This is a genomic window from Nocardiopsis kunsanensis DSM 44524 (assembly GCF_000340965.1).
Taxonomy (GTDB): Bacteria; Actinomycetota; Actinomycetes; order Streptosporangiales; family Streptosporangiaceae; genus Nocardiopsis; species Nocardiopsis kunsanensis.
In genome coordinates this window covers 85,863-111,208 of sequence record NZ_ANAY01000021.1, presented here as the reverse complement: position 1 = coordinate 111,208, position 25,346 = coordinate 85,863, and the positions used below count along the sequence as shown (strand labels likewise).

At 69.3% G+C, this 25,346-nt stretch carries 21 protein-coding genes and 4 CRISPR repeat arrays; of the genes, 11 read left to right on the top strand and 10 right to left on the bottom strand.

Annotated features, from left to right (window positions below):
- Positions 1 to 54: 54 nt before the first annotated feature.
- Positions 55 to 321 carry a GntR family transcriptional regulator gene (locus tag D456_RS0115155; RefSeq protein WP_017577032.1) on the bottom strand — a complete coding sequence of 89 codons (267 nt, stop codon included), beginning with the start codon at positions 319 to 321 and terminating at the stop codon, positions 55 to 57.
- A 553-nt stretch (positions 322 to 874) separates the two neighbouring features.
- Between D456_RS0115155 and D456_RS0115150 the strand changes: the two genes are divergently transcribed.
- The 5 genes from D456_RS0115150 (at position 875) to D456_RS0115130 (ending at position 7,115) form a co-directional block, all read left to right on the top strand.
- The gene (locus tag D456_RS0115150) at positions 875 to 1,159 is read left to right on the top strand and encodes a hypothetical protein (protein ID WP_017577031.1); all 285 of its coding nucleotides are present in this window, start codon (positions 875 to 877) and stop codon (positions 1,157 to 1,159) included.
- The gene (locus D456_RS0115145; protein ID WP_017577030.1) at positions 1,159 to 1,419 is read left to right on the top strand and encodes an acyl-ACP--UDP-N-acetylglucosamine O-acyltransferase family protein; all 261 of its coding nucleotides are present in this window, start codon (positions 1,159 to 1,161) and stop codon (positions 1,417 to 1,419) included. The genes D456_RS0115150 and D456_RS0115145 overlap by 1 nt, the downstream gene beginning before the upstream one ends.
- A gap of 153 nt (positions 1,420 to 1,572) precedes the next feature.
- A CRISPR array of direct repeats spans positions 1,573 to 2,395; the repeat unit is 29 nt; unit sequence GTGCTCCCCGCACGCGCGGGGATGGTCCC.
- Positions 2,396 to 2,651: 256 nt separating this feature from the next.
- A complete protein-coding gene (locus D456_RS0115140; RefSeq protein ID WP_017577029.1) occupies positions 2,652 to 4,046 on the top strand; it encodes a sugar porter family MFS transporter in 1,395 nt (464 codons plus the stop codon).
- Between the two features lie 13 nt (positions 4,047 to 4,059).
- A complete protein-coding gene (locus tag D456_RS0115135; protein ID WP_017577028.1) occupies positions 4,060 to 4,842 on the top strand; it encodes an SDR family NAD(P)-dependent oxidoreductase in 783 nt (260 codons plus the stop codon).
- Positions 4,839 to 7,115, top strand: a complete 2,277-nt coding sequence (locus D456_RS0115130) for a hypothetical protein (RefSeq protein ID WP_017577027.1) — start codon at positions 4,839 to 4,841, stop codon at positions 7,113 to 7,115. The genes D456_RS0115135 and D456_RS0115130 overlap by 4 nt, the downstream gene beginning before the upstream one ends.
- A 186-nt stretch (positions 7,116 to 7,301) precedes the next feature.
- Positions 7,302 to 8,369: direct repeats of the CRISPR family, unit length 29 nt; unit sequence GTGCTCCCCGCACGCGCGGGGATGGTCCC.
- Between the two features lie 17 nt (positions 8,370 to 8,386).
- Here the strand turns inward: D456_RS0115130 and D456_RS0115125 are convergent.
- From D456_RS0115125 to D456_RS0115110, 4 genes are read right to left on the bottom strand one after another with little or no spacing between them, the layout of a single operon-like run.
- The gene (locus D456_RS0115125) at positions 8,387 to 9,514 is read right to left on the bottom strand and encodes an L-talarate/galactarate dehydratase (RefSeq protein ID WP_017577026.1); all 1,128 of its coding nucleotides are present in this window, start codon (positions 9,512 to 9,514) and stop codon (positions 8,387 to 8,389) included.
- Between the two features lie 60 nt (positions 9,515 to 9,574).
- Positions 9,575 to 11,245 (bottom strand): tripartite tricarboxylate transporter permease, encoded by a 1,671-nt coding sequence (locus tag D456_RS0115120; protein ID WP_017577025.1) that lies wholly within the window; start codon positions 11,243 to 11,245, stop codon positions 9,575 to 9,577.
- Between the two features lie 24 nt (positions 11,246 to 11,269).
- On the bottom strand, positions 11,270 to 11,926 hold the full coding sequence (locus D456_RS27530; protein WP_017577024.1) for a tripartite tricarboxylate transporter TctB family protein: 657 nt from the start codon (positions 11,924 to 11,926) through the stop codon (positions 11,270 to 11,272).
- Complete coding sequence (locus D456_RS0115110; protein ID WP_017577023.1) at positions 11,923 to 12,930, bottom strand: Bug family tripartite tricarboxylate transporter substrate binding protein; 1,008 nt, start codon at positions 12,928 to 12,930, stop codon at positions 11,923 to 11,925. Before D456_RS0115110 ends, D456_RS27530 begins: the two co-directional genes overlap by 4 nt.
- Before the next feature lie 176 nt (positions 12,931 to 13,106).
- On the opposite strand from D456_RS0115110, the gene D456_RS0115105 reads away from it, so the two are divergent.
- The 4 genes from D456_RS0115105 (at position 13,107) to D456_RS0115090 (ending at position 18,111) form a co-directional block, all read left to right on the top strand.
- The gene (locus D456_RS0115105; protein ID WP_017577022.1) at positions 13,107 to 14,006 is read left to right on the top strand and encodes a LysR family transcriptional regulator; all 900 of its coding nucleotides are present in this window, start codon (positions 13,107 to 13,109) and stop codon (positions 14,004 to 14,006) included.
- 91 nt (positions 14,007 to 14,097) lie between these two features.
- Positions 14,098 to 15,024: a 5-dehydro-4-deoxyglucarate dehydratase gene (locus tag D456_RS0115100; RefSeq protein WP_026115908.1), complete on the top strand. Its 927-nt coding sequence runs from the start codon at positions 14,098 to 14,100 to the stop codon at positions 15,022 to 15,024.
- A gap of 70 nt (positions 15,025 to 15,094) precedes the next feature.
- Positions 15,095 to 16,786, top strand: a complete 1,692-nt coding sequence (locus tag D456_RS24270) for an aldehyde dehydrogenase (NADP(+)) (RefSeq protein ID WP_017577020.1) — start codon at positions 15,095 to 15,097, stop codon at positions 16,784 to 16,786.
- Complete coding sequence (locus tag D456_RS0115090) at positions 16,783 to 18,111, top strand: enolase C-terminal domain-like protein (protein WP_017577019.1); 1,329 nt, start codon at positions 16,783 to 16,785, stop codon at positions 18,109 to 18,111. Before D456_RS24270 ends, D456_RS0115090 begins: the two co-directional genes overlap by 4 nt.
- Before the next feature lie 193 nt (positions 18,112 to 18,304).
- A CRISPR array of direct repeats spans positions 18,305 to 18,699; the repeat unit is 29 nt; unit sequence GTGCTCCCCGCACGCGCGGGGATGGTCCC.
- Between the two features lie 55 nt (positions 18,700 to 18,754).
- On the opposite strand, the gene D456_RS28135 is transcribed toward D456_RS0115090, so the two are convergent.
- The 5 genes from D456_RS28135 to D456_RS0115055 form a co-directional block, all read right to left on the bottom strand.
- Positions 18,755 to 19,606 carry a class F sortase gene (locus tag D456_RS28135; RefSeq protein WP_449289281.1) on the bottom strand — a complete coding sequence of 284 codons (852 nt, stop codon included), beginning with the start codon at positions 19,604 to 19,606 and terminating at the stop codon, positions 18,755 to 18,757.
- The gene (locus tag D456_RS0115080; RefSeq protein WP_017577018.1) at positions 19,603 to 20,412 is read right to left on the bottom strand and encodes a hypothetical protein; all 810 of its coding nucleotides are present in this window, start codon (positions 20,410 to 20,412) and stop codon (positions 19,603 to 19,605) included. Before D456_RS0115080 ends, D456_RS28135 begins: the two co-directional genes overlap by 4 nt.
- A 546-nt stretch (positions 20,413 to 20,958) precedes the next feature.
- Positions 20,959 to 21,353: a CRISPR direct-repeat array (repeat unit 29 nt; unit sequence GTGCTCCCCGCGCACGCGGGGATGGTCCC).
- 156 nt (positions 21,354 to 21,509) lie between these two features.
- The gene (locus D456_RS0115065; RefSeq protein WP_017577015.1) at positions 21,510 to 21,740 is read right to left on the bottom strand and encodes a hypothetical protein; all 231 of its coding nucleotides are present in this window, start codon (positions 21,738 to 21,740) and stop codon (positions 21,510 to 21,512) included.
- A gap of 259 nt (positions 21,741 to 21,999) precedes the next feature.
- Positions 22,000 to 22,233, bottom strand: coding sequence for a hypothetical protein (locus tag D456_RS0115060; protein WP_017577014.1), 234 nt, complete (start codon positions 22,231 to 22,233; stop codon positions 22,000 to 22,002).
- A 184-nt stretch (positions 22,234 to 22,417) separates the two neighbouring features.
- On the bottom strand, positions 22,418 to 23,260 hold the full coding sequence (locus D456_RS0115055; protein WP_017577013.1) for a S1 family peptidase: 843 nt from the start codon (positions 23,258 to 23,260) through the stop codon (positions 22,418 to 22,420).
- Between the two features lie 428 nt (positions 23,261 to 23,688).
- Between D456_RS0115055 and D456_RS0115050 the strand changes: the two genes are divergently transcribed.
- Both D456_RS0115050 and D456_RS0115045 read left to right on the top strand, forming a co-directional pair.
- Positions 23,689 to 24,591 (top strand): ABC transporter ATP-binding protein, encoded by a 903-nt coding sequence (locus D456_RS0115050; protein ID WP_017577012.1) that lies wholly within the window; start codon positions 23,689 to 23,691, stop codon positions 24,589 to 24,591.
- Positions 24,588 to 25,346 carry an ABC transporter permease gene (locus D456_RS0115045; RefSeq protein WP_017577011.1) on the top strand — a complete coding sequence of 253 codons (759 nt, stop codon included), beginning with the start codon at positions 24,588 to 24,590 and terminating at the stop codon, positions 25,344 to 25,346. Before D456_RS0115050 ends, D456_RS0115045 begins: the two co-directional genes overlap by 4 nt.

Genomic DNA, 25,346 nt, shown 5'->3' with positions numbered 1-25,346 from the left:
CTGTCACCAACCGCTTGCACAGCAGCACCCCCGACACGAGTTAACAAAGTACTACTAGCTGTCCGATTCAGGCTTCTCAGCTACGTAGGAACCTCTCTGGGGCACGGTGTACACGTCTCCGTCATCGACGAGGACCGCGATCGCGCGTCGAACTGTTGAGCGTGCCAGCCCGTACTCCTGCACGAGGTCCTTCTCCGTGGCGATGCGCTGACCAGATGCCCAGTCCCCACGGGCGATGCGTGCTCGGATGATGTCGGCAAGCTGTCGATATGGCGTGATCGGGCCGTCGTGCTGGATCTCTGCGTCTGGATCGAACGTCATGAACCGAAGTTATTCGTGGGACCACAAGGCTAATCCAAGAGATACAAGGCTAGACGTATCGATACGAGTCGCTATACTAAAGGTTCCACAAAGAGTGAACCCCCGCGACGTGGGCCAACACGTCCGGGGGTCATGGCCGACCTGAAAGGACCAGGACGACATGATCCACCCTATTGCTTTGCTCTGCTTGCTGTTGCGCATGATGCGCGCCGCGCAGGGCATCCACGCGAGTCCGGACGGGTACGCGCGCGGACTCTCCGGTGAGCTCCGGCGCCACCGATCGCGTCGGGTCCGGCGCTACGCCGAGCACACACCCTTCCTCGGTGTCGAAGACGGTGCCGCAGAGGAAACCGAGCCGTATCGGGTTCCCGCCCCACGGCCTCCTGCTGACGCTGCTCCGTATGCGGACACCGCTTCGCCCACCGAAAGCGCGCAGATCCAGCACGTGTCAGACACGAGTGCCGAACACGGAACCGCAATCTCCGAGACCGATGCCTCCACCCCTGCTGCAAGTGTTGCTGTTCCCGCAGCCATCGTGCGTGGACGGTGCTTCATGACCGACCGAGACACCGGCGCGCGCCCGGCTGAGAGCAGGAACCTCGCCCTCACCGTCCTGTGCGCGCTCGCCGACCAGGGGCAGGGGCGGGCGTCGGAACGCGCGTACGGGCGTGTCCCTGATGAGGGCTCCGTTCCTGGACAGTCCCTCTTCCTGGAGAGCCCGAGCCTGCCCCGCCAGGGCATCTTCGCCGGGCCCTTCCGACCCATCGGAGCCTTCTGCCGCACCGAGCCCGCCGAACCCGCTGAGCGCGCGGTGCTTGCCGGAGGGGAGGCTGCGTGATGCTGGACATCCGTACCGCTGAGTTCCTGGACGCGGCCTGCGACGCCTTGGACGTGCCACCCGGCCCGCATCCGGTCGCCGATTTCCTTCTCGTGCGTGGGCTGCGCCGTCGTGCCGAGGTCGTGCGCCAGGCGCTGGCGTTGGCCCGGAGCGAGGGTGATGTGGAGGAGGCGTTGGAGCTGCTCGACCGCGCACTGTCCGATCCTCCGGTTCCCGGGCGTGTGAGCGAGTGCGATCTCATCGACCCGGGGCCGCGCTGACCTCTGGTGCCTGGGGCCTGTTCTTCGGGGCGGGCCCCTTGCATACTGGGGGCTGTGTCCTCTGAACCTGCCGCCGTTGCCTTCCCGTTATCCGGACCTGTGAAAGTTGCAGATTTTCGGGTTACTGACGGGTAGACATGCAGGTCAGGGAGAGTGCTCCCCGCACGCGCGGGGATGGTCCCCTTCAGGACAGCCGCCGCCGGGAGAATCAGAAGTGCTCCCCGCACGCGCGGGGATGGTCCCACCTGGATCTTGACCGGGTGGAATACGGAGAAGTGCTCCCCGCACGCGCGGGGATGGTCCCGTGAGTTTCCGCGTGGACGCCGGCGCGGGTGTGTGCTCCCCGCACGCGCGGGGATGGTCCCCGGCCGAAGGCATCTGTCCACCCCTCTCTCAGGTGCTCCCCGCACGCGCGGGGATGGTCCCGCAACCGGCGCATGAAGGCGGCCCGCGAGAGCGTGCTCCCCGCACGCGCGGGGATGGTCCCGGCCGATCGTCGCCGAGTGCGAGCCCACCCCGGTGCTCCCCGCACGCGCGGGGATGGTCCCATCCCCGCTGATGTCCACCCACTCTCCGTCGAGTGCTCCCCGCACGCGCGGGGATGGTCCCACCACTGTGGTGCCCCCAATCCTGAGCCATATGTGCTCCCCGCACGCGCGGGGATGGTCCCGAGCCGCGTAATTTCCGCGCGGAGGTCCGCCAGTGCTCCCCGCACGCGCGGGGATGGTCCCGAGCGCATGCACCTACGATCCCGGGCATCAGCGGTGCTCCCCGCACGCGTGGGGATGGTCCCGTCACGCGGCCACCCCCTCGAGGGCGCCGGCAGTGCTCCCCGCACGCGCGGGGATGGTCCCGACCAAGGCCGAATGCAAGGCGTTCGCTGATGGTGCTCCCCGCACGCGCGGGGATGGTCCCAGATGGGAAAAGGGCGGAAACCTCCCAAAGCGGTGCTCCCCGCGCGCGCGGGGATGGTCCCTGTCATGCCCCTCATGGCCTGCTCGGCGGCCCGTGCTCCCCGCACGCGCGGAGCCCACCGCGATACGCACCGGGCCCGGCATCGACCCGCCGGTGCTCGCGAGGCGTTCCCGGCCGCGCGTGAGCAGGCTTGGGAAGGTGAGTACGCGCGCTCCTGGTCGACCCGGTGAGAGGACCGCACCGCCACCCTGACCGAGCGCGGCGACCTTTCACAGCTGCGGTCGTGCGACCGGGGTCGCACGGGTGAGGAAACGCCGATGGAACACATGACGGAAGCCCGGGCCAGGCGCAACGTCATACGCATCGCGGTGATCGCGGGGGTCGGGGGACTCCTGTTCGGCTACGACACCGGGATCATCTCCGGAGCACTGCTCTTCATCAGGGACGACTTCGACCTGTCGGCGTTCCAACAGGGCGTGGTGACCAGCTCGCTGCTGGTGGGGGCCGTGTTCGGTTCCCTGTACGGCGGATGGCTCTCCGACCGTTACGGGCGAAGAACCGTGGTCCTGATCGCCGCGGTGATCTTCGGCGTGGGCGCGCTGATGGCCGGGCTGGCCCCCAACTATCCGGTCCTGGTCGCCGCACGTGTCGTACTGGGGTTGGGGGTGGGCACCGCCTCGCTGCTGGTGCCCCTCTACATCGCCGAGCTGGCCCCGCCCAAGGCGCGCGGGGCGCTGGTGTCGCTCACCTCGCTCATGACGACCACCGGCATCCTGCTGTCCTACATGGTCGCCTACGGCTTCGCCGACATGGCGGGATGGCGGTGGATGCTCGGTATCGGGCTGATCCCCTCGGTGGTCCTCGGCGTGGGGATGCTCGTTCTGCCCGAGACCCCCCGGTGGCTCCTGAGCCGCGGTCGGGACCGTGAAGCCAGAAGCGTGCTGAGCCGCACGCGCCAGGCGGACGCTGTCGAACCGGAGATGCGCGAGATCGCCTCGGTCGCCCGCGAGGAGACCGGGGGATTCCGCGACCTGTTCGACCGGAACCTGCGCCCCTTGCTGATCGTCGGTGCCGGGCTGGCGATCATGCAGCAGATCACCGGCGTCAACACCGTGATCTACTTCGCCCCCACCATCCTGGAGGAAGCCGGGTTCGGTGCTGCCTCGGCGATCCTGGCCACGTTCGGGGTCGGCGCGGCGAACGTACTCATGACAGTCGTGGCCATCCTCGTGGTCGACCGGCTGGGGCGGCGCCGCCTGCTCCTGTGGGGAACACTCGGCATGGCGGGTTCCCTGTTCCTCCTCGGGATCGCGTTCGGCACCGATGCGCCCGGGTTCCTGCTCGTCGCCCTGCTGATGATCTACATCTCGGTCTTCGCCGTGAGCCTGGGACCGGTGGTGTGGCTGCTGCTCGCGGAGATCTTCCCGCTGCGGGTACGGGGAGCGGCCATGTCCTTCGGTTCGGCCCTGCTGTGGGCGGCCAATTTCGTCGTGGCCCTGGTGTTCCTGCCGATGGTCGAGGCCATCACCGCGTCGGGGGCGTTCTGGGTGTACACGGTGATCTGCGTCCTCAGCTTCCTCTTCGTCCTGTTCAAGGTGCCCGAGACCAAGGGCCGCACCCTCGAGGAGATCGAAGCCGAACTGCGCGGGCCGCGGCGGGCCCAGGACGAGCCCGAGTCTTCCCGGCGGGAAAACCCCTCGGAGAACCCGTGAGGGGAGAGAAGCAGTGAACGCAGACCCGCTCGACCTCACCGGCCGCACGATCATGCTCACCGGTGGAGCCGGTGCGCTCGGCACCGCCATCGCCGCACGGCTGCGCGAGCACGGCGCCGGGGTCGCGATCGTGGACGTGGCCGACGAAGCGACGGTGCGCCGGGCCCTCGGCGACCCGGAGGACGGTTTCGCCTACGTGCACGCCGACCTGACGTCGGCCGAGGAGACGACCCGCGCCGTCGCGACGGTCACCGAGGCCCTGGGCCCACCGGACACCGTGTGCTGCCACGCCGGTATCGCCCGCAGCGCCGCCCTTCCCGAATTCCCCGTCGAGGACTTCGACGCGTTGCACCAGCTCAACGTCAGGTCCGGTTTCGTCGTCGCGTCCGAGGCCGCGCGCCGTTGGATCGCGGACGGCACCCGAGGACACCTCATCTTCACCAGCTCCTGGGTGCAGGACGTGCCCTGGCCCGGGATCACCCCCTACGCCGCCGGGAAGGCGGCCGTCCGGGCGCTCGCCCGGGGTTTCGCACGAGAACTGGCTCCCCACGGCATCCGGGCCAACATCGTGGCACCGGGGATCGTCGACGCCGGTATGGCCAGACACCAGTGGGACACCGAACCGGACTACCGCCGCCGCGCTTCCCGGGCCGTTCCGCTCGGATACCTGCAGCCTCCCGAGTCGGTGGCCGACACGTTCCTGTTCCTGTGCTCACCCATGGCTTCCTACATGACGGGCAGCACACTCCTCGTCGACGGCGGGGCCGGCCTCTATCCCATGGACGGTGACACATGAGCGCAGCGAGCCGCCGCCAGGACCGGCAGGACCGGCAGGACCGGCCGACCGGGCCGACCATCGACTTCCGGTACGCGCCCAGTTCGGTCTGGACCCCGATCTGCCGCCCCGATGATCCCCACAAGTCCCTGGTCCGTGAGGACGGCGCCCTGCTCTACGGGTTCGAGCAGGTCCACCTCGCCTCGTGGTACTTCCGCCGGACCGTGGAGTTCAGCGCCCAGACCAGCCACGTGCCCGTCTCGCTGGAGCAGCGCACGGAGGACGCCCGCACCCCGATCACCGTCACCACCCTCACTTATCCCACCTGCGTACTGGTGCTGAGAACCACAGGGCACTCGAGCCCCCAGGGCGGCCGCTACGACATCGTCCAGTGGACGATTCAGGTGTCCGAGGGCGTCGACGAGCTGCTGACCGGGCTGCACGTGGACATCCACGAACACGGCTCCGTGCGGCACGCCGGCGCGGGTGTGGCCCCCAGCCACCACGTGTACGCGCTGGAACCGGAAGAGATGCCGACCTACCCCGCCTTCGTCGACGAGTACACCGAGGACGGTCGCGGTGCCGCGAACACCGGCGCACGGCAACCCGTACTCGTCTCCCGTCCCCAACGCATGCGCCTGTCGCACGCGAGGGGGTTCCGTCCCGCGTCCGGTCTCGAGACGACCCCGGAGATCGTCGGTTCCGGGCAGAGCGTCGGGGGCACCGTGGTGCTCCCGCTCGACGGGGCGGGCACCGAGGGTGTGGACACCGCCTGGGCCGAGCGCGCGGTGGAACACGAACGCACCTACTGGCAGAACCTGCCCGTGCTCGACCTGCCGTTCACCGTGCCCGACACCGAACTCCAGAACATGCTCGTGGCCTCGGCGCGCAATATCCTCCAGGCCCGCGACCTCGACGACGAGGGCCGCCCGGTGTTCCAGGTCGGCCCGACCGTCTACCGGGGACTGTGGATGGTCGACGGCCACTTCCTCCTGGAAGCGGCCCAGTACCTGCACCTGGAGCAGGACGCCCGGCACGGGCTGAAGGCCCTGCTGGACCGCGTGCGCCCCGACGGTTCGATCAACGTCATGGTCGACCTGCCCGGGTTGGACGAACACCCGCACAGCAAGGAGACGGGTATCGCCCTGACCACGCTCGTGCGCCAGTGGGAACTGACCGGCGACGACGCGTGGCTCCAGAGTCTGTGGCCCGTGGTGCGGGGCGCCCTCGACCACATCGCCGAACTCCGCAGGCGGGCCCGGGAACTTCCCGAGGACTCGCCGGCCAAGGGCCTGATGCCGCCGGCCTTCCCCGACGGCGGCGTCGCGGGCGCCCGCCCCGAACTCACGACCGCGCTGTGGACACTGGTCGGCCTCACCTACACCGCGCGGGCCTCGGTACGCATCGCCCCCGACGACCACCCCCGTGTGCGGCGTATGCGCGAGGAGCTGCTCGAGGACGTACGCCGCACGGCCGCCGAACACGCCGGCACGTTGGCGGACGGCCGCCCCTACACACCGATGATCCTGCCGGGCAGCGGATCCCACCACACGGTGCCGGGGGTCGGGGAGCAGCCGCCCGTCTTCAGCAGGATCCGTCCCGAGAGCGCGACATGGGCGTTGGCACAGGCCATCTGGCCCGGTGAGGTCTTCGAGGCCGACGACCGCATCGTGGCCGACTACCTCCACCTGGTGCAGACCCTGGACGCGGGCGAGCAGATCCCGACAGGAACCGGATGGCTGCCCTATCGGGCCATGTGGACCTACTACGCCGCGTTCGCCGCCCAGGTCCAGCTCTACGCCGGGCGCCCCGACAAGGCACGGGAACTGCTCTACGGCATGTGCAACCACGCCGCCCCCACCCGGGTGTGGCGGGAAGAGCAGCCCTTGGCAGGCACCGGGCACGACCAGGTGTGGGGCGAGATGCCGCACAACTGGGCCTCGGCCGAACTGATCCGCCTGGTACGCAGCCTGTTGGTCTTCGAACGCGCGGACGCCCTGGAGATCCTTCCCGGAGCGCCGGCCGACTGGCTCGACCATCCGGAGGGGATCCGGGTCGAGCAGACCCCCACCCGCTTCGGGCGTGTGAGTGTGCGGGCCCACCGGAGCGGGGCCGAAAGTCCGGGGACGGTTGCGATCGAGGTCGAGAAGAGCTCCCGGAGCCAGGTCTGTCCGCGTGAGTGCCTCCTGCATCTTCCGGGGGAGGGGACCTGGCGGGTCGAGGTCAACGGTGTCGGTATCGGTACCCGGAGAGGCCCCGGCCGGGTACCGGTCACGGACGCGTTCGGGCGATGACCGGACGGGGGCGTTCCGGGGGCGGGGCCGGTGCCCGGTTTTCTGCGGCCCTGTTCTCCGGAGCGGGACCCCTGCATACTGGGGGTTGTGTTCACGAGGCCTGTTGGCGTTACCTGGGCGTTATCCGGAGGTGCACAACTTGCAGATTTTCGGGTTACTCGCGGGTAGACATGCAGGTCAGGAAGAGTGCTCCCCGCACGCGCGGGGATGGTCCCCGCATCTTCACCACTGTCACTGCTCAGGTACAGTGCTCCCCGCACGCGCGGGGATGGTCCCGGCAAGTGGGAGGGTCGTGAACTCGGAGAGCTGTGCTCCCCGCACGCGCGGGGATGGTCCCTCGTCGCCGGTGGTGCGCTTGATGCCCCGGTCGTGCTCCCCGCACGCGCGGGGATGGTCCCAAGGCATGCCCGATCGTTTTCCGCAACGCAGGGTGCTCCCCGCACGCGCGGGGATGGTCCCTTCGTCCCAGCCGAGGTCGCGTGCGGCGGCGAGTGCTCCCCGCACGCGCGGGGATGGTCCCCCTCCACCCGAGGGGGTGAACGGCTCGGGCTCGTGCTCCCCGCACGCGCGGGGATGGTCCCCACACGTTGACGTAGGGTTTGACCCGGCCGTCGTGCTCCCCGCACGCGCGGGGATGGTCCCGACCTGGAGGATTCAGCCGACAGGGACGACGAGTGCTCCCCGCACGCGCGGGGATGGTCCCAAGGCGGTGGGGCGCGGCGTGCTCGAGGTCGGGTGCTCCCCGCACGCGCGGGGATGGTCCCCCCGGCAGGTCTCTGAGCTGGAGGTCGATGCCGTGCTCCCCGCACGCGCGGGGATGGTCCCCGTCCACCCCCACAGGCGCCCCCACAGGCCCAGTGCTCCCCGCACGCGCGGGGATGGTCCCAGATCGCCCAGCGCCGCCACCACGCCAGGGCGGTGCTCCCCGCACGCGCGGGGATGGTCCCATCGAGCCCGTTGGTGCCCTCCACATACATCAGTGCTCCCCGCACGCGCGGGGATGGTCCCACGGCGTAGCTCCTGCCCGTAGGCGCTGGTGTGTGCTCCCCGCACGCGCGGGGATGGTCCACATTGTCGGTTGGTCGGGCGTGCTCGGAAACTCGTGCTCCCCGCACGCGCGGGGATGGTCCCCAGCGCCAGCCACCACACCTTCTTCCAGTGCTGTGCTCCCCGCACGCGCGGGGATGGTCCCACCCGCGTCGTCACAGTAAAGGTCCGCGTCGGCGTGCTCCCCGCACGCGCGGGGGTAGGATCCTCCCGCGTGCCCGGGCTCACCGCTTGCCGAAGCTCACCGACCCCGTCGTCCACGCACGCGCCTGCTCCGACAGCGTGATCCCGAGGCCGGGACGGTCCGGCACCAACATCCGACCGTCCTTGGTCTCCAAGCGTTCGTTGAACAACGGGTCCAGCCAGTCGAAGTGCTCCACCCACGTCTCCCGCGGGTAGCAGGCCGCCAGGTGCAGGTGGATCTCCATCGCGAAGTGCGGTGCCAGGTCCAGGCCGCGTTGGTCCGCCAGGGTCATCAGCCGCAGGAACTGCGTGATGCCGCCGACCCGCGGGGCGTCCGGCTGGATGATGTCGCAGGCGCCGCCGTCGATCAGCCGCTCGTGCTCGGCGACGGAGGCCAGCATCTCCCCGGTGGCGACGGGGGTGACGAGGGTCCGGGCCAGCCGCGCGTGGCCCTCCACGTCGTAGGCGTCCAACGGCTCCTCGATCCAGGTCAGGTCGAACCCCTCGAGCCGCTGGCCCATACGCAGCGCGGTCGTACGGTCCCACTGCTGGTTCGCGTCCACCATCAGCGGCACGTCCTCGCCGATGTGCTCGCGCACCCCGCGCACCCGCCGCAGGTCCTCGGTGTTGTCGGGCAGCCCGACCTTGATCTTGATGCCGCCGATGCCTTCGTCCAGGGACCGGGCGGCCTGCTCCTTCACCTCCTCCAACGAGGCGTTGAGGAACCCGCCCGAGGTGTTGTACGTGCGCACGGAGTCCCGGTGTGCCCCGAGCAGTTTGGCCAGCGGCAGCCCGGCACGCTTGGCCTTGAGGTCGTACAGCGCGACGTCGAACGCCGCCAGCGCCTGCGTGGCCAGACCCGAACGCCCCACCGACGCCCCGGCCCACTGCAGCTTGGTGATCAGCCGCCCGATGTCGTTCGGGTCCTCCCCGATGAGACCCTCGGCGACCTCGGCCGCATGGGCGTACTGCGCGGGCCCGCCGGCACGCTTGGAGTAGCTGAACCCCAGCCCGTGCTGGTCCTGCTCCGTGGCGATCTCGGCGAACAGGAACACGACCTCGGTCATCGGTTTCTGCCGTCCGGTGAAGACCTTGGCGTCCGAGATGGCGTTGCGCAGCGGCAACGTGACCGAGGACAGCGAGACCCAGCGGATCGAGTCGGCGGGCATGGGACAGCTCCTTCGTCAGTGGTGATGCGGTGGATACGGGTCCGTGACGTGCGGCTTCCCTCAGGGCCGGGAGGGGCCTCCGGGGCCGGAACCCTCGTCGGGGGCCTCTTCGGAACCCTTCGGCGGATGGTCCTGCGGGTCACCGTCCGGGCTCGCGGACGTGTCCGGGCCGGTGCCGGTCCCGGCGGCCACGGATGCGGGGACCTTCGCGCCGGCCCCGGCGGTGGTCTGGTCGGCGCCGACCAGATCGGGCCGACGGGCCTTGGCCAGTTTCAGCAGGATCGGGATCAGGACCACGAGCAGGAACAGGCCCAGCAACGTCATCGCGATGGGGTGCCCGGTGATGCGGGTGACGTCGCCGTCGAACATCAGCAGCGACCGGCGGAAGTTGTCCTCCAGCAGCGAGCCCAGCACGAACGCCAGCACCAGCGGCGCGGGATCGAACCCGTACTTCTTCATCAGGTAACCCAGCACGCCGAAGACGATCACCACCATCACCTCGAAGATGCGGTTGCTGATCGTGTAAGCGCCGATGCAGACGATCAGCACGATGATCGGCGACAGGATCGACGAGCGCACGTACAGGATGCGCACGAACACCCCGATCAGCGGGATCGCCAGGATCAGCAGGACGATGTTTCCGAGGTACATCGAGTTGATGACGCTCCAGAACAGGTCCGGGTCGGTCGCGACCAGCTGCGGGCCGGGGGTGATGCCCTGGATCAACAGCGCGCTGAACATGACCGCCATGGTCGCGTTGGCGGGGATCCCGAGGGTCAGCAGCGGGATGAAGGACGCCGTGGCCGCCGCGTTGTTGGCCGTCTCCGGACCGGCCACGCCCTGGATGGCGCCCTTGCCGAACGGGGTCGATCCCTTGTTCAGGCGCTTCTCGATCCCGTACGAGGCCATCGCGGAGACAGTGGCGCCGCCGCCGGGCAAAAGACCGAGGAGGAATCCGAGAACACCGCCGCGGCCGATCGGAGCGGCCGACTCCTTCATGGTGGCCTTGCTCGGCAGCACCCGGTCCGTCGCGACGGGCATGCTGGTGCTCTTGCGGCGGCGCTCCAGGTTGTACAGGATCTCCGCCAGGCCGAAGACACCCATGGCGATCGGCACGAACTGGAGCCCGTCGGTGAGCTCCAGGTTCCCGGCCGTGTAGCGCAGTTCGCCGGTGAACGCGTCACGCCCGACCGTGGCCAGCAGCAGACCGAGCGCCGCCCCGGCCAGCGCCTTGAGTTTGGAGCCGTTGCCGATCGTGGCGACCAGCAGGATGCCGAGCAGGGTCAGTGCGGTGTACTCCGGTGGGCCGAACTCCAGGGCGAAACCGGCGATGACCGGAGCGACCAGGGTCAGCACGACGATGGAGACGGTGCCGCCGATGAAGGAGGCCACGGCCCCCACACCGAGCGCCTTGCCCCCTTGGCCCTTCTGTGCGAGGGGATACCCCTCCAGCGCGGTGATCGCGGAGGCGGTCTCGCCGGGCAGTTTCAGAAGCACGGCGGTGACGGTGCCGCCGTAGATCCCGCCGTAGAAGATGCCGGCGAGCATGATGATCGAGGGGATCGGATCCATGCTGTAGGTCAGCGGCAGCAGGATCGCGATGGTGGCGGCGGGGCCGAGGCCGGGCAGGACGCCGATGGCCATGCCGGCGACCACGCCGATCAGGCAGAACAGCAGGTTCTCGGGCTGAAGGAGGACTTCGAACCCCTCGATGACGGGCGTGAAATCCATGGTGGAACGCCTTTCGGAGGAGGATCAGAACAGGCGAGGTACCGGAACGGCCAGCCCGTGGACGAAGGTCAGATGGACAACTGCGACCGTCAGTACCGCGATCGGTACCGAGAGCCGGAGTTTCTCCTGGCCCAGCACGCTCATCCAGAAGACCAGCAGTGCGACGGAGGGGAGCTCGAAACCGACCAGGGGCATGAGCTGCACGGCCACGGTGAGGGTGATGACGCCGGCGGCGACCCCGACGGCGTCCTTGGTGATCCGTTCGGAATCGGTGAAGTGCGCTGACCGGGCCGCGATGAGCAGGCCGACCACGAGCAGCATCAGCGAGACGATGGCCGGCCATGTGCCCGGACCGGGTCGGGAGAGCGAGCCGAGACCGAGGTCCAGTGCGACGGCGAAGGCGCCCGCACCGACGAGGGAGATGACGGCGCCGCAGACCAGGTTGGTCGCACGGCCTGCACCGGGGGCGGCATCCGGGTCGGAGGCCGGGGCATCGGAGCTTTCGCCGGTGCCGTCGGCTGCGACGGTCCCGGCTGCGCCGGGGGCGGCGCCCTCAGGTTCGGGACCGTTCGGGGACCGGCCCGCGCTGCTCCTCGCGGCGTCGGGCCCGTGGCTGTGGTCCCCGCTCCGGTCGTACCCGCCCGTGGCGGGGGCGTTCTTGTTCTCGGTGGGGGCCATCATTCACCACTTCCGCCGAGGTCGATGCCGTTGTCCTCGATGCTCTGCTCGTACTGGTCGGCCAGCTCCGTCCACTGCTGCTCGACCTCCTCACCGGAGACCTCCTCGGGGGTCAGGTAGTTCTCCTCGTTGAACTGCTGGTAACCCTCGGTGGCGGTGATCTCCTCGATGCCCTCGACCAGTGTCTGCCTGACCTCGTCCGGGGCACCCTTGGGCATCGCGACGGCGCGGTACTGCGCGACGGGGACCTCGTAGCCCTTTTCCTGGGCGGTGGGAACGTCCTCGAGGTGCTGGTTGCGCTCGTCGGCGAAGATCACGATCGGGTTGATCGTTCCGGCCTCGATCTGGGGCATGGCCTCGCCGACCTGGATGGTGGCGACATCGACCTGTCCGCCCATCACGGCGGTCAGCGCCGGCGCACCGCTGTCGAAGGGCACCTCGTTGCCCTCGATGCCGGCGTCCTCGAACAGCAGCAACTGGGCCAGCTGGCTCCCTGTACCGACACCGGCGGTGCCGTAGGAGAGGTCGCCGCTGTCGGCGGCGACGTCGTCGACGGTCGCGTAACCGGTGTCGGCGTTGGCGACCATGATGTAGTCGTCGCGGGACAACCCCATGAGTACGTCGAGGTCGTCCAGGGCCACGGCCTCCTCCTCCGGGACGACCTGCGAGGTGACCGTGATGAGTGTGGAGTTGAGAAGTGTGAGCTCGTACCCGTCCGGGTCCTGGTTGGCGACCTCCTGTGTCGCGATCGCGCCGTTGGCGCCGGGCTGGTTCTCCACCGGCATGGAGACACCGAGCGCCTCCTGCGATCCTTCGGCGAGAGCGCGCGCGATGAGGTCGGTACTGCCGCCGGCGTCCTGGCCGACGGTCAGGGTGATGGATTCTGCGGGGTATCCGCCACCACCGGCGGTACCGTCGGTGACTCCGCTGCAGGCGACCAAACCCAGGGAGAGACCGCCGGCGGCTACGACGGCGAGCGGGCGGCGAGAACACGAGGGCCAGGACATGGGGGCCTCCTCAGGGGCGGAGTGTACGGCTGATTGTTGTGGGGGGAGTCGCGCACTGCTGTGGGCGGCGCCACAATCGTTGGGTCCTTCTGAGGTTAAAGAACAGCCGTAATACCTGTCTAAGCCCATATTCGTATAGGTTGATACCTTCAGGGCATGAAAATGGGGGTCGTGGCATGCTCACACTCGACCAAGCACGCGCATTCCTCGCGGTCGCCGAGGAACGCCACTTCGGCCGGGCGGCCGAACGGCTCCACATGACACAACCTCCGCTGAGCCGACAGATCCAGAAACTGGAGAAGACCCTGGAGGTCACGCTGTTCCTCCGCGAGTCCCGGGGGGTGCGGCTGACGGCAGCGGGGGAGGCGTTCCGGGACGAATGCCGCCAGCTGCTGGAGATGGCCGAGCGGGCCCCGCGGCGGGCGCGGCTGATCGCCTCCGGGCAGGTCGGGCTGGTGCGGCTGGGATACACCGCCGCCTCCGGGCTCAGCGTGCTCGGGCCGGTGCTCGCGCGCATCAAGGAAGCCGCGCCCGAGGTAGCGGTCGAGCTGCACGAGATGGTCTCCGCCCAGCAGCTCGAGTCGCTGCGCAGCGGCGCGATCGACATCGGTCTGGCGCGCCCGCCGTTCCAGCTGGAGGACGTGGAGTCCTCACTGCTGCTGACCGAGTCCTTGGTGGTGGCCGTTCCGAGCGGGCACCGTTTCGCTCAGCGGGGCGGGTCCGTATCCGGGTGGGAACTGCGGCACGAGTCCATGATCATGTACTCCGAACAGGCCCGGTACTTCCGTGACCTGGTGGCCGACCTCGTCGACGTCCACGCCGACCAGGTGGCCCACACCGCCACCCAGATCCTGACGCTGGTCGCACTCGTGGGGGCCGGGCACGGGGTGGCCGTGGTCCCCCGGTCCATCCAGCACCTGGGGATGCCCGGCGTCGAGATGGTCCCGTTGCACGAGTCGCCCCCTGACGTGGTGCAGCTGCACGCGGTGTGGCTGTCGACCTCGACCAACCCCGCCCTGCACCACGTACTCCCGCTGCTGGAGGACCCGGTCGACGCCGCCTTCTCGATGCACTGAAGGTATCGCGTTATACGAATAATAGCTTGGACAGGCATCACAGGACGTCCCTAGCGTGAAGGCGTCGATCCCCTTCCCCTGGAGGTTCCTGATGCCCGACCACACCCCTGCCGAGCTCGCCGCCGTCCTCAAGGACGGGTTGCTGTCCTTCCCGGTCACACCCTTCGACGAGGACCTCGAAGTGGACGAGACCGCGCTCGTCACCCACCTGGAGTGGCAGTCCAGCTTCGACGTCGGCGGCCTGTTCGTCGCCGGCGGCACCGGGGAGGGGTTCTCGCTCTCCGCCGACGAACACCTGCTGGTCACCAGGACGGCCGTGAAAACGGTCCGCGACGGTGTTCCGGTACTCGGCTCGGCGGGCGGCAACACCGCTCAGGCGGTGGCACTCGCCCGCCAGACCGAAGAAGCCGGAGCCGACGGCCTGCTCCTGCTGCCCCCGTACCTGACCGAGACCACGCAGGAAGGCCTGAAGGCCCACGTGGAGGCGGTCCTGAAGGCCACGAACATCGGCGTGATCCTCTACAACCGCGCCAACGCCATCTACAGCGCCGACACCGTCGCGCAACTGGCGGAGGCCCACCCCAACCTGATCGGCTTCAAGGACGGCAGCGGCAACTTCGAACAACTGGCGCGAGTGCGGTCGGCCAACGGCGACCGACTCTTCTACCTCGGCGGCCTGCCCACCGCAGAGACCTTCGCCCTCCCACTGCTGCAGGTCGGCATGAACACCTACTCCTCGGCGATGTTCAACTTCGTGCCGGAGTTCGCGCTGGAGTTCTACCGCAACGTCAGAGCCTACGACTACGAGGCCGTGCAGCAGAAGCTCACCGACTTCGTCCTGCCGTACCTGGACATCCGCGACCGCGGCAAGGGATACGGGGTCTCCATCGTCAAGGCGGGACTGCGCGCCGTCGGACGTGACGCCGGCCCGGTGCGCCCGCCCCTGCGCGACCTCTCCGCCGACGAACAGCAGCGACTGGACACACTGGTCGGCACCCTCACCGCGGCCGGCGTCTGACCCCCTCACGCGCAAACCTCCCGGTCGACGACGCAGCCACAGGAACCCACGCAGCCACAGGAAACGCGCAATGAGCACACTGACCGAACAGACCCACCACTCACTGATCGCCGGGGAACCCGCCCCCGGGACCGGCGGCACCACACAGGCCGTCGACCCGGCCCGCAACACCCCGACGGGACCGACCTTCACCCTGCTCGGCGACGGCCAAGTGGCCGCGGCCCCCCGTGCGGCCGCCGAAGCCTTCCCCACCTACCGCAAGCTCACCCCCGAGGCCCGCGCCGCGTTCCTGGAGACCGCGGCCGAACGCATCGACCGGGCCGGCGAGGAGATCATCGCCACCGCCATGCGCGAGACCGGACTCCCCGAGCCCCGGCTGCGCGGCGAGGTCGGCCGGACCGTGAACCAGCTGCGGCTGTTCGCCGGTGTCTGCCGCGCCGGCGACCACCACGGGGTGCGCATCGAACCCGCACTGCCCGACCGCAAACCGCTCCCGCGCCCCGACCTGCGCCAGCGCAAACTCCCGCTGGGACCGGTCGCGGTCTTCGGCGCCTCCAACTTCCCCCTGGCCTTCTCCGTGGCGGGCGGCGACACCGCCTCGGCACTCGCGGCGGGCTGCCCCGTGGTGTTCAAGGCCCACAACGCCCACCCGGCCACCAGCCTGCTCGTCGGACAGGCGATGTCCGCCGCCGTCGCCGAACACGACCTCCACCCAGGCGTCTTCTCCCTGGTCTTCGGCCCGGGCAACGCCGTGGGGCAGGAACTGGTCGCCGACCCCCGGATCAAGGCCGTCGGTTTCACCGGCTCCCGCAGCGGCGGCACCGCGCTGATGGCCACGGCCGCCACGCGCCGGGAACCGATCCCCGTGTACGCAGAGATGAGCTCGGTCAACCCGGTCTTCGTGCTGCCCTCCGCCGCCGCAGGCGACCGTGAGGCACTGGCCGAAGGGTTCGTGACCTCGCTGAACGGCTCGGCAGGCCAGCTCTGCACCGCGCCGGGCCTGCTGTTCGTTCCCGAAGGGGCCGACGGTGACGACCTCGCCGCCCGGATCGCCGAGAAACTCTCGGCCGCGGACGGGACGACCATGCTCACCCCGGGTATCTGCTCCTCGCGCATCGAGGGCGAGAAGAAGCTCGCCGCCCTCGACGGGGTGACCGAAGTGGGCCGAGGCGGGGCCGGGCCGAAGGAGAACGCTCCGGCACCGGCGGTGTACTCCACCGGCCTGGAGACCTTCACCGCCACCCCCGAGCTCTCGGACGAGATCTTCGGCGCCGTCTGCCTGATCGTGCGCTACGGATCGGCCGATCAGCTGCCGTCGGCGGCGAACGGGCTCGAGGGCCAGCTGACCGTGACACTGCAGACCGGCACCGGGGCCGACCGGGACGCCGATGCAGGCAGCGACACCGCATCGGAGAACCGTGTGGTTCAGGAGCTGCTCGACGCGCTCGAACTCCGGGCGGGCCGCGTATTGTTCAACGGCTGGCCCACCGGGGTCGACGTCGGCGACGCCATGGTCCACGGTGGTCCGTACCCGGCGACCTCGGACGGGCGCTCCACCTCGGTCGGCGCGGCGGCCATCGAGCGTTTCCTGCGGCCGGTCGTCTACCAGAACGCGCCCGGTCCGCTGCAACCCGCGCCGGTGCGGGAGGACAACCCCTGGAACCTGGGCCGCCGGGTCGAGGGCACCTACGTTGCGGCGGACGGCCGAGGACAGAGCCCAGCGGAGAAGGGAGAACACATGGCCGAGGGAGACAGCGCGTGAACGCACACGGACCCCGCGTCGCCCAGGTCGAGATCGTGCCGGTCGCCGGACACGACTCGATGCTGTTGAACCTCTCCGGGGCGCACGGCCCGTACTTCACCCGCAACGTCGTCATCGTCACCGACGACGAGGGGCGGACCGGTCTCGGTGAGGTCCCCGGCGGCGAGAAGATCACCGCCACCCTGCGCGAGGCCGGCGAACGCATCACCGGCCGTCCAGTGGCCCGGTACCGCTCGGCCCTGCGGGAGATCTCCGAAGCCTTCGCCCACCGCGACTCCGGCGGGCGGGGCGAGCAGACCTTCGACCTGCGCACCACGGTGCACACGGTCACCGGTCTGGAGTCCGCGCTGCTCGACCTGCACGGCCAGTACCTCGGGGTTCCCGTCGCGGAACTCCTCGGGACCGGACAGCAGCGTTCCAGCGTCCCGATGCTGGGGTACCTGTTCTTCGTCGGGGATCCCGGCGCCACCGACCTGCCGTACCTGCGGGAGGAGACCGGGGACGCGTGGGAGCGCCGCCGCAGGGAAGAGGCCATGGACGCCGACGGCGTCATCGAACTGGCACGGGCCGCCCAGCAGCGGTACGGGTTCCGCGACTTCAAACTCAAGGGCGGCGTACTCCCCGGCGACGCGGAGGTCGACGTCGTCACCGCGCTGCACGAGGAGTTCCCGGAATCGCGGATCACCCTGGACCCCAACGCGGGTTGGCTGCTGGAGGAGGCGGTCGAGTACGGCCGCCGCATGCGCGGAGTACTCGCCTACGCCGAGGACCCCTGCGGTGCGGAGGGCCGCTTCTCCGCACGTGAGGTGATGGCCGAGTTCAAACGGGCCACGGGGCTGCCCACGGCGACGAACATGTGCGCCACCGACTGGCGGGAGATGGCCCACGCCGTGCGCACCGACGCGGTGGACATCCCGCTGGCTGACCCGCACTTCTGGACCATGGCCGGATCGGTGCGGGTGGCGCAGCTCTGCGACGACTTCGGGCTGACGTGGGGTTCGCACTCCAACAACCACTTCGACATCTCGCTGGCGATGTTCACACAGGTCGGCGCGGCGGCCCCCGGTGACATCACCGCCCTGGACACGCACTGGATCTGGCAGGACGGTCAGCGGCTCACCCAGGCACCACCGCAGATCCGGGACGGTGCCGTGCGGGTTCCGGACGCGCCGGGGCTGGGGGTGAAGCTGGACCGTGAGCGTATCGACGAGGCACACGAGCTGTACACGAGGGAAGGGCTCGGTGCGCGGGACGACGCCGTGGCGATGCAGTTCCTGATCCCGGGATGGGAGTTCGACCCGAAGCGCCCGTGTATGGCGCGGTGAGGGGCCGGCGCCAGGCTTCGGGGATGCCCGGGGCCGGACTCCGGCCCCCGGCGGGGCCTGTTCTCCGGAGCGGGCCCCCGTCATACTGGGTGCTGTGTTCGTGTGGCCTGTCGGCGTTGCCCGGGTGTTATTCGGAGGTGCACAATTTGCAGATTTTCGGGTTACCCGTGGGTAGACATGCAGGTCAGTAAGAGTGCTCCCCGCACGCGCGGGGATGGTCCCTTCGTAAGGGACGGCCACTGTGACGTCGTGGTGTGCTCCCCGCACGCGCGGGGATGGTCCCACGGCCGCGAGCGCCCCGAGATCGGCCGGCTGGTGCTCCCCGCACGCGCGGGGATGGTCCCCGCAAGCGCGACATCGTGTCCCTGGACTGCCTGTGCTCCCCGCACGCGCGGGGATGGTCCCCGCACCAGCTCAGGACCCTCCTCCCCGACCCAGTGCTCCCCGCACGCGCGGGGATGGTCCCCCCGAGTGCCATGCCTCGGCAAGGGCCTCCAGGTGCTCCCCGCACGCGCGGGGATGGTCCCAGGTCGTTGGTGAATGCCACGGGGTAGCCCTCGTGCTCCCCGCACGCGCGGGGATGGTCCCAGGTCGTAGACCAGCAGGCAGTTGACGATCCTGTGCTCCCCGCAAACGCGGGGATTCAGCCCGCCCCGTCGGCGTCCACCAGTTCCGCGTAGACGACGACGTTGTTGGTGTATCCGTGCTCGTCCTGCTCGAACGTGCCGCCGCACGTCACCAGCCGCAGCTCGGCGCGGCCCCCGGTGGACCCGTAGACCTTGCGGGTGGGGAAGTCGTCCTTGTCGTACTGCTCCACGCCGTAGACCTCGAACACCGCATCGACGCCGTCGGCGCGGGGGACCGTGACCTCGTCACCGGGCTGCAGCTCCGCGAGACGGAAGAAGACCGCCGGCCCGGTCGGTGAGTCCACGTGCGCGCCGATCACCGACGCGCCCTGCTGGCCCGGAGAGGCCCCCGCTTCGTACCAGCCCACGGTGTCGGGTTCCGCGGGCACGTCCAGCTCCCCGTCGGAACGCACCTGGAGCGGAAGAAGGTGGTCGGTCTCCACGTCGATGGCTGGGACCCGCAGGCCGGCGGGGTCGGAGGACTCCATGATGGGCGTGTGGGGGTTCTCCGGCCTTCCAGTGTCCTCCGCGCCTTCACCCGTCCTGTCCTCCTCGGAGGAAGAAGTGTCAGGGGGAGCGGCCGAGGGGTCCGGCGAGGCAGGTGGGGCCTGCGCCTGTTCGAGAGCGGCAGGGGAGGCGGTCGAGTGCACGGGGTCGCCCCACAGGGCGGGTCCGCCGAGTGCCAGCCCCAAGCCGGCCAGGAGTACCCCGACCGATGACACAGCTGTGGGGACCACCGCATGCAGGGTCCGATGGCCCCGTTCCAGTGCCACGAACCGGGCCCGTGCCTCGGCCCTCTCGTCGCTCGACGGCGGGGCGGGCACCGTACCCACCCCGCCACCGTCCTGTTCGGCGTTGGACAAGGTCACGCCTTGGTCCCCCACAGCAGACGGCCACTGATCGCTGCGGCGCCGGCGGCCACGATCAGGCCCGCACCCAGACCGACCATGCCGGCCGTGCCGAGGCCGGCCATGCCCGCACTGGAGCTGCCGGTGTCAGCGGTACCGCCGAAACCGGTGTCCATGCCGTTCTCCGGGGCGGCGACCAGCTCGCCGCAGGTTCCGGGCTGCGCGGTCTTCTCCGCGGCCTCGTCCTGGTCCCCGTTCTCCTCGACACTGTTGGACTCGTAGGCGTCGACCCCGCCGGAAGCGACGCTGTGCTGGACGATGACGGCTTCTTCGTTCGCGAGCTGGTCGGCCACCTCCTCCTGCACCTCGAACGTGCGGCGGTAGGAGACCTCGCCCTCGTCGTTGGCCGGAGGCATGCTGTCGAGGTTCAGGCCGTCCTCGGCGCGGGTGCTGCCCGAGGTCGTCAACGAGATGGCCGGCTCGTAGAAGGAGTCGCCTCCGGATCTGTCGTTCGCCTCGGTGCCGTCCTCGCCGTTCTCGGAGGCGGGCGCACACATGTCCTGCTCGCTGATGTGGAAGTGCTGGGCGGTGTTCATGTTCGGCTCGAGCCCGGTCGATTCGATGTCGACGGTGACCTCTGTGCCCTTGAGCTCGACCATCGCGGTGCCGCTGGCGGAGGAGTCGTTGAGGGGCTGGAGCTGGGCGTGCAGCACTGCCGTGTCATCGGTGTCGGACTCGGGCCGGTCCTGGGCGTGGGCCGGAGCAGCGGTCAGTGCCAGCCCCAGAGGTAGGGCGAACGCCCCGGTGACAGCCATGGTCTTGCGCATGCGGGATTCTCCTTCGGTGTCTTGCGTGCCGCAGTGCTGCGGGACTGCGAAGAAGATGCCCGTACCTTTCCGGATATAACTGTCCGTAATCAAGCAATATCGGAGAGTTGAGGCGGTCTTGCCGTTGGTGGTTCGCCGATGGTCGGCGGTTGTACCGTCGCCGAACAGTCGCCGCCGGGGAGGGGCCAGGGAGGAAAAGCCCAGCTCCTGGGGGTGAGGTGCGCTCTTGTGATGGAGGCGGCCCTGCTCCCGTGGTCGCCGTGGGCATTGTTTTTCGTGGAGCGGTCGTGGGCGGGCGAGGGGTGCGAGAGGGCGGCGGCGCTCTCCGCGTAAGTGACTTCTCAGCTCTCCGTGACGGCCCCGACGTGCATCAGCCTCTTGGTCCTCGCGTCCCGGCTCTCCTTGCTTTCCTGTCCCTTGGTGCCGAGACTCTGCATACTGGCGCCTGTGGCTGACCAGATCACTGTCGTGACCTCCACGTTATGCGGAGCTGCACAAGTTGCAGATTTCCGGGTTACTCGTGGGTAGACATGCAGGTCAGTAAGAGTGCTCCCCGCGCACGCGGGGATGGTCCCACGGTGGAGGATGCGTGAGCACCTCGTGCATCGTGCTCCCCGCGCACGCGGGGATGGTCCCGTCGTCACCGAGGCTCAGCAGACGTTGATCGTGTGCTCCCCGCGCACGCGGGGATGGTCCCGAGCGCCACACCATCGCCTCCCACCTCCGGTCGTGCTCCCCGCGCACGCGGGGATGGTCCCGAGGTGGTGGGTGGTGTCGGTGAGCTCTCTGCGTGCTCCCCGCGCACGCGGGGATGGTCCGTGTCACCGGCGCGGTTGATGTCCAGCTCCAGCGTGCTCCCCGCGCACGCGGGGATGGTCCCGAGTTCAGGGGCACATAGATCAACTGCACGTCGTGCTCCCCGCGCACGCGGGGGTCGTCCCCGACACCGAAAACCCCACCGGAGGGGATCCGGCGGGGCGGAACTCCGTGTCAGCGTCTGCGGTACGGGCGGCTCAGCTCGAACCGACCGTCATCGTGCCGGTCGAGGGAACCGTCCGGTGCGCTGCCGCGTGGGGGAGCCGTGTGTGCGCTGGGGGTCAGCGCACCCAGACCTGCCAGGTGCCGTTCTTCTCGCACTTGAACTCGGAGAGGTCGTCGTTGCCTTCCTCGTAGACGTAGGAGTACCCCTCGAGGAAGCAGGTCTCGTAGTCGCCGAAACCACCGGCGAGCTCCCAGTCCGATGCGGAAGCGGGGCTTGCGGCGAACGGGAGGGCCAGGGCGGCTGCTCCGACCGCGAGGCCGGCGGCGATGCGCTGGGACCAGGACATGTAATTCCTCCAATGTGTGGATTTCTGTGGAATCTCCCCACGTCTGGTGAGGAGAGATCAGTGTTTCCCGCGCTCGAGGGGACGGCCCTGTGCGAGTGCGAGGAAGTCCCGGTACGGAATGCCCATAGGAAGGTCTCCGGTGGGACGGAGTCCCGGTTCAGCGGCCGGGTTCCGGACGGGTCAGCCCGGTCGTCACCGTGCTCGGTGCGAGGACCGTCCGGTGCGCTGCCGCGTGGGGGAGCCGTGGGTGCGCTGGGGGTCAGCGTACCCACATGATCCACATACCGCTGGTTCCCTGCTCGCACTTGAACTCGGTGTAGTCGTGGTAGTCGTCGTTCATGTAGAGGTCACCCTCCTTCATGCAAGTCCCGTAATCGGGGAAACCGGCGGCCTTCTCCCATTCGGCCGCAGAGGCGGGGCTTGCGGCGAACGGGAGGGCCAGGGCGGCTGCTCCGACCGCGAGGCCGGCGGCGATGCGCTGGGACCAGGACATGTAATTCCTCCGATGAGTACTTATCTGTGGGCCCCGCATTCGCGGGGGAGGTCGTGCTGACCACCCGAGTAGGGGGCGGTTCTCTTTCCGGGCTCACGGACCGGAACCCGGTAGGTCTTCTCGTCGGACACTTCGTCGACGTGGTCGGCCCACAGGGCGGGTCGGCCGAACAGGACCGTCCGGTCTACAGGGCGGGCTGCCGGTCACCGTCCGCGATGGTGGAGGTGATCCAGTCGGCGTACGCGACGCTGTCGGTGGAGACCTGGGGACCCACGCAGTTGGGGTCCTCGTCGAAGTTGCCGTCGCGGCTGATGACCCCGACCAGGTCCCAGTCGCCCTCTTCACCGCGGACCACCGGCCCGCCGGAGTCGAGGATGCAGGCCTGAGCCTCCTCGGTGGGGTGCTCGGAGCAGAGGTCGCTCTCGGGGTCCATCTCCGCGCACCGGTCGGGGGCCACGATCTCGGAGTCCAACTGCTGCAGAGTGTCCGGCGCGTCTTCTTCGCCGAACTCGTCGACCATGCCCCAGCCCAAGTTACGCACGGGGGAACCCGGCTCGGCCCGTTCGTCGGCGATCTCGACGGGCTCCTCCTCCACGGGGGCGTCGAGCTTCAGCAGAGCGAGGTCGTTGTGCAGCAGGTACGCGGAGAGGGGGTAATCGGGGTCGTCCTGGAGGTCCTCGACCTCGAAGTCGGGATGCTCGACGGCCTCGGTGACCTCGCGCTCGGTCCCGCCACCGGTCTGGTCGGTGCTGCCCACCCGGACGCTGATGTTCTCCTGCTCGAGGCAGTGGGCGGCCGTGACCACCCACTGTTCGTCCACCAGCGCGCCCCCGCAGTAGTGGTTGCCGGAGTCGTCGTACAGGGCGGTCATGAACTCGTAGGTCTCGGTGGCGTCCTCCCCGCCGATGATCGCTGCGGCCGGTGAGGCCAACGCCGTCGCACTCAGGAATGCTCCGGTGCCGACCGCCCCCACGAGCGCCACCGCCCGGGCACGGTCTCGCTTTGTGGACCCACGGTTTCCGAACATGTCGCTTCCATTTCCGTACGGGGTGTGATCGAGCGGCTTCTTGCCGACACTGACCAACCTAGAAATCGAAAAGCGCTGAATCCTCGGCCGCAGGAACGAAGCGGGAAGCCGACGAACGTGGACCTCCCGTGGCGGAGGGGACGACGAAAGTTTGGGTGGGTGACCGACGAAGGTGGGGCCACATCGCCTCATGGGCCGCGGTTGTGGCTTCGCGTCCGGAGGACCGCACCATTCTCACCAGCGGGTTCGGAGCATATGGCCCATGCGGTCGCGACTTCTGATCGGCGGGCCGTAGCTACAATCACCTTTCTTCGGCCTCCCGTGTCCGGAGGGCGGCCGCGCCCTGCCGGTGTCACCCCTGAGGGGGACCCGGAACCTCACCCCGCGGGGCGATGATCCCGGGCGGGCCAGCAGGACACAGTGTTGCCGTGTCCGATCTGATCACCACCCACGACCTGGGCAAGACCTACGGCGACCGAACGGTCGTCCACAACCTCGACCTGCGCATCCCGGAAGGGTGCGTCTACGGTTTCCTCGGTCCGAACGGTTCGGGGAAATCGACCACGATGAAGATGCTGCTCTCGCTGGTGCGTCCCACCAGCGGTGAGGTCCACATCATGGGCCGCCGGATGCAGCCCTCCACCCGGCGCGGGCTCCTACGTGAGATCGGCTCGCTCATCGAGGCCCCGCCGGCCTACGGCCACCTCACCGGCGGCGAGAACATGCGGCTCGTGCAGCGCCTGCTCGGTCTCTCCGACGGCCAGGTGCGCAGAGCCGTGCGGACCGTACGCCTCCAGGACCACATCGACAAGCGGGTCCGCACCTACTCCCTGGGGATGAAACAACGCCTGGGTATCGCGTTGGCCCTGGCCCGCGAACCCCGGATCCTGATCCTCGACGAACCCACCAACGGCCTCGACCCGGCCGGTATCGAGGAGATGCGGCGCCTGCTCACCCAGCTGGCCGACCGCGGGATCACCGTCATGGTCTCCAGCCACCTTCTGGGCGAGATCGACCGCACTGCAACGGTCCTGGGCATCCTCGGCGAGGGGCGCATGCTCTTCCAGGGCACGCGGGAGCAGCTGTTCGCCCGGTCGGTGCCCGACGTCCTCGTCGACACGCCCGAACCCGACCGGGCGACCGCCCTCACCTCCGGGTGGGGCGCGGTCCGCGACGGCGGCTGCGTACGGATCCCCGGGATCGGCCACGACACGACCGCACACCTGGTTGCCCACCTCGTCCATGAACGGGTCGCCGTGCACGGAGTACGCCGTGAGGAACAGTCCCTGGAGGACGTCTTCATGGACCTGACCGGGGGAGGGGGCCTGTGATCGCGCCCTCCGTGGCGAACGAGTTCGCCAAGATGCGCCGACTGCGGGTGGCACCCGTTCTGATGGCCATGGTCGTCGGTGTGGTCGCGTTGTCGTGTTACGCCTTCACCGCCCCCGGTTTCACGGACTCGCTCGAGGACCCCGATGCGGCCCCCTGGGGCCATATGCTCGCCGGGCTCGCGTTCGCCGTGCCCCTGGTCTCGCCCATCCTGCTGGCGGTGCTGGCCAGCCGGCAGGTCGACATCGAACACCAGGGCAGCGGGTGGCTCCTCGCGCAGACCTCGGGGCTGGCCCCCGGCCGACTGTGCCGGGCGAAGTTCGCCGCCACCGGATCGCTCATCGTCCTCGCCACCTTGGTGCAGAGCGCGCTCGTGGCGGCTCTGGGCCTGCTGGCCGGTATCACGGTCGAGTTCCCTGCCGGCCAGTGGCTGGGCTACACGGCCGCAGCCGTGGTGGTGAACCTGATCATCCTCGCCCTGCATCTCCTGCTGGCGGCCCGCGTCACCAACCAGCTCGTGGGCCTGGGCGCCGGTGTCCTGGGCGTATTCGTGGCCCTGTCCAGCACGGGGATGCCGCCGTGGCTCAGCCACTTCTTCCCGCCGTGGGGCTACTACGCTTTGGCCACACCCGTGGACCTGGCTCGGTCAGGGGTGATCGCCCTCGATCCGCACCACCTCAGCGTGCTCGCCCTCGGGCTCGTCGGCGCGGTCCTCTTCCTCGCCGCCACTCGCCTGTTCGACCGCCAGGAGGCCTGA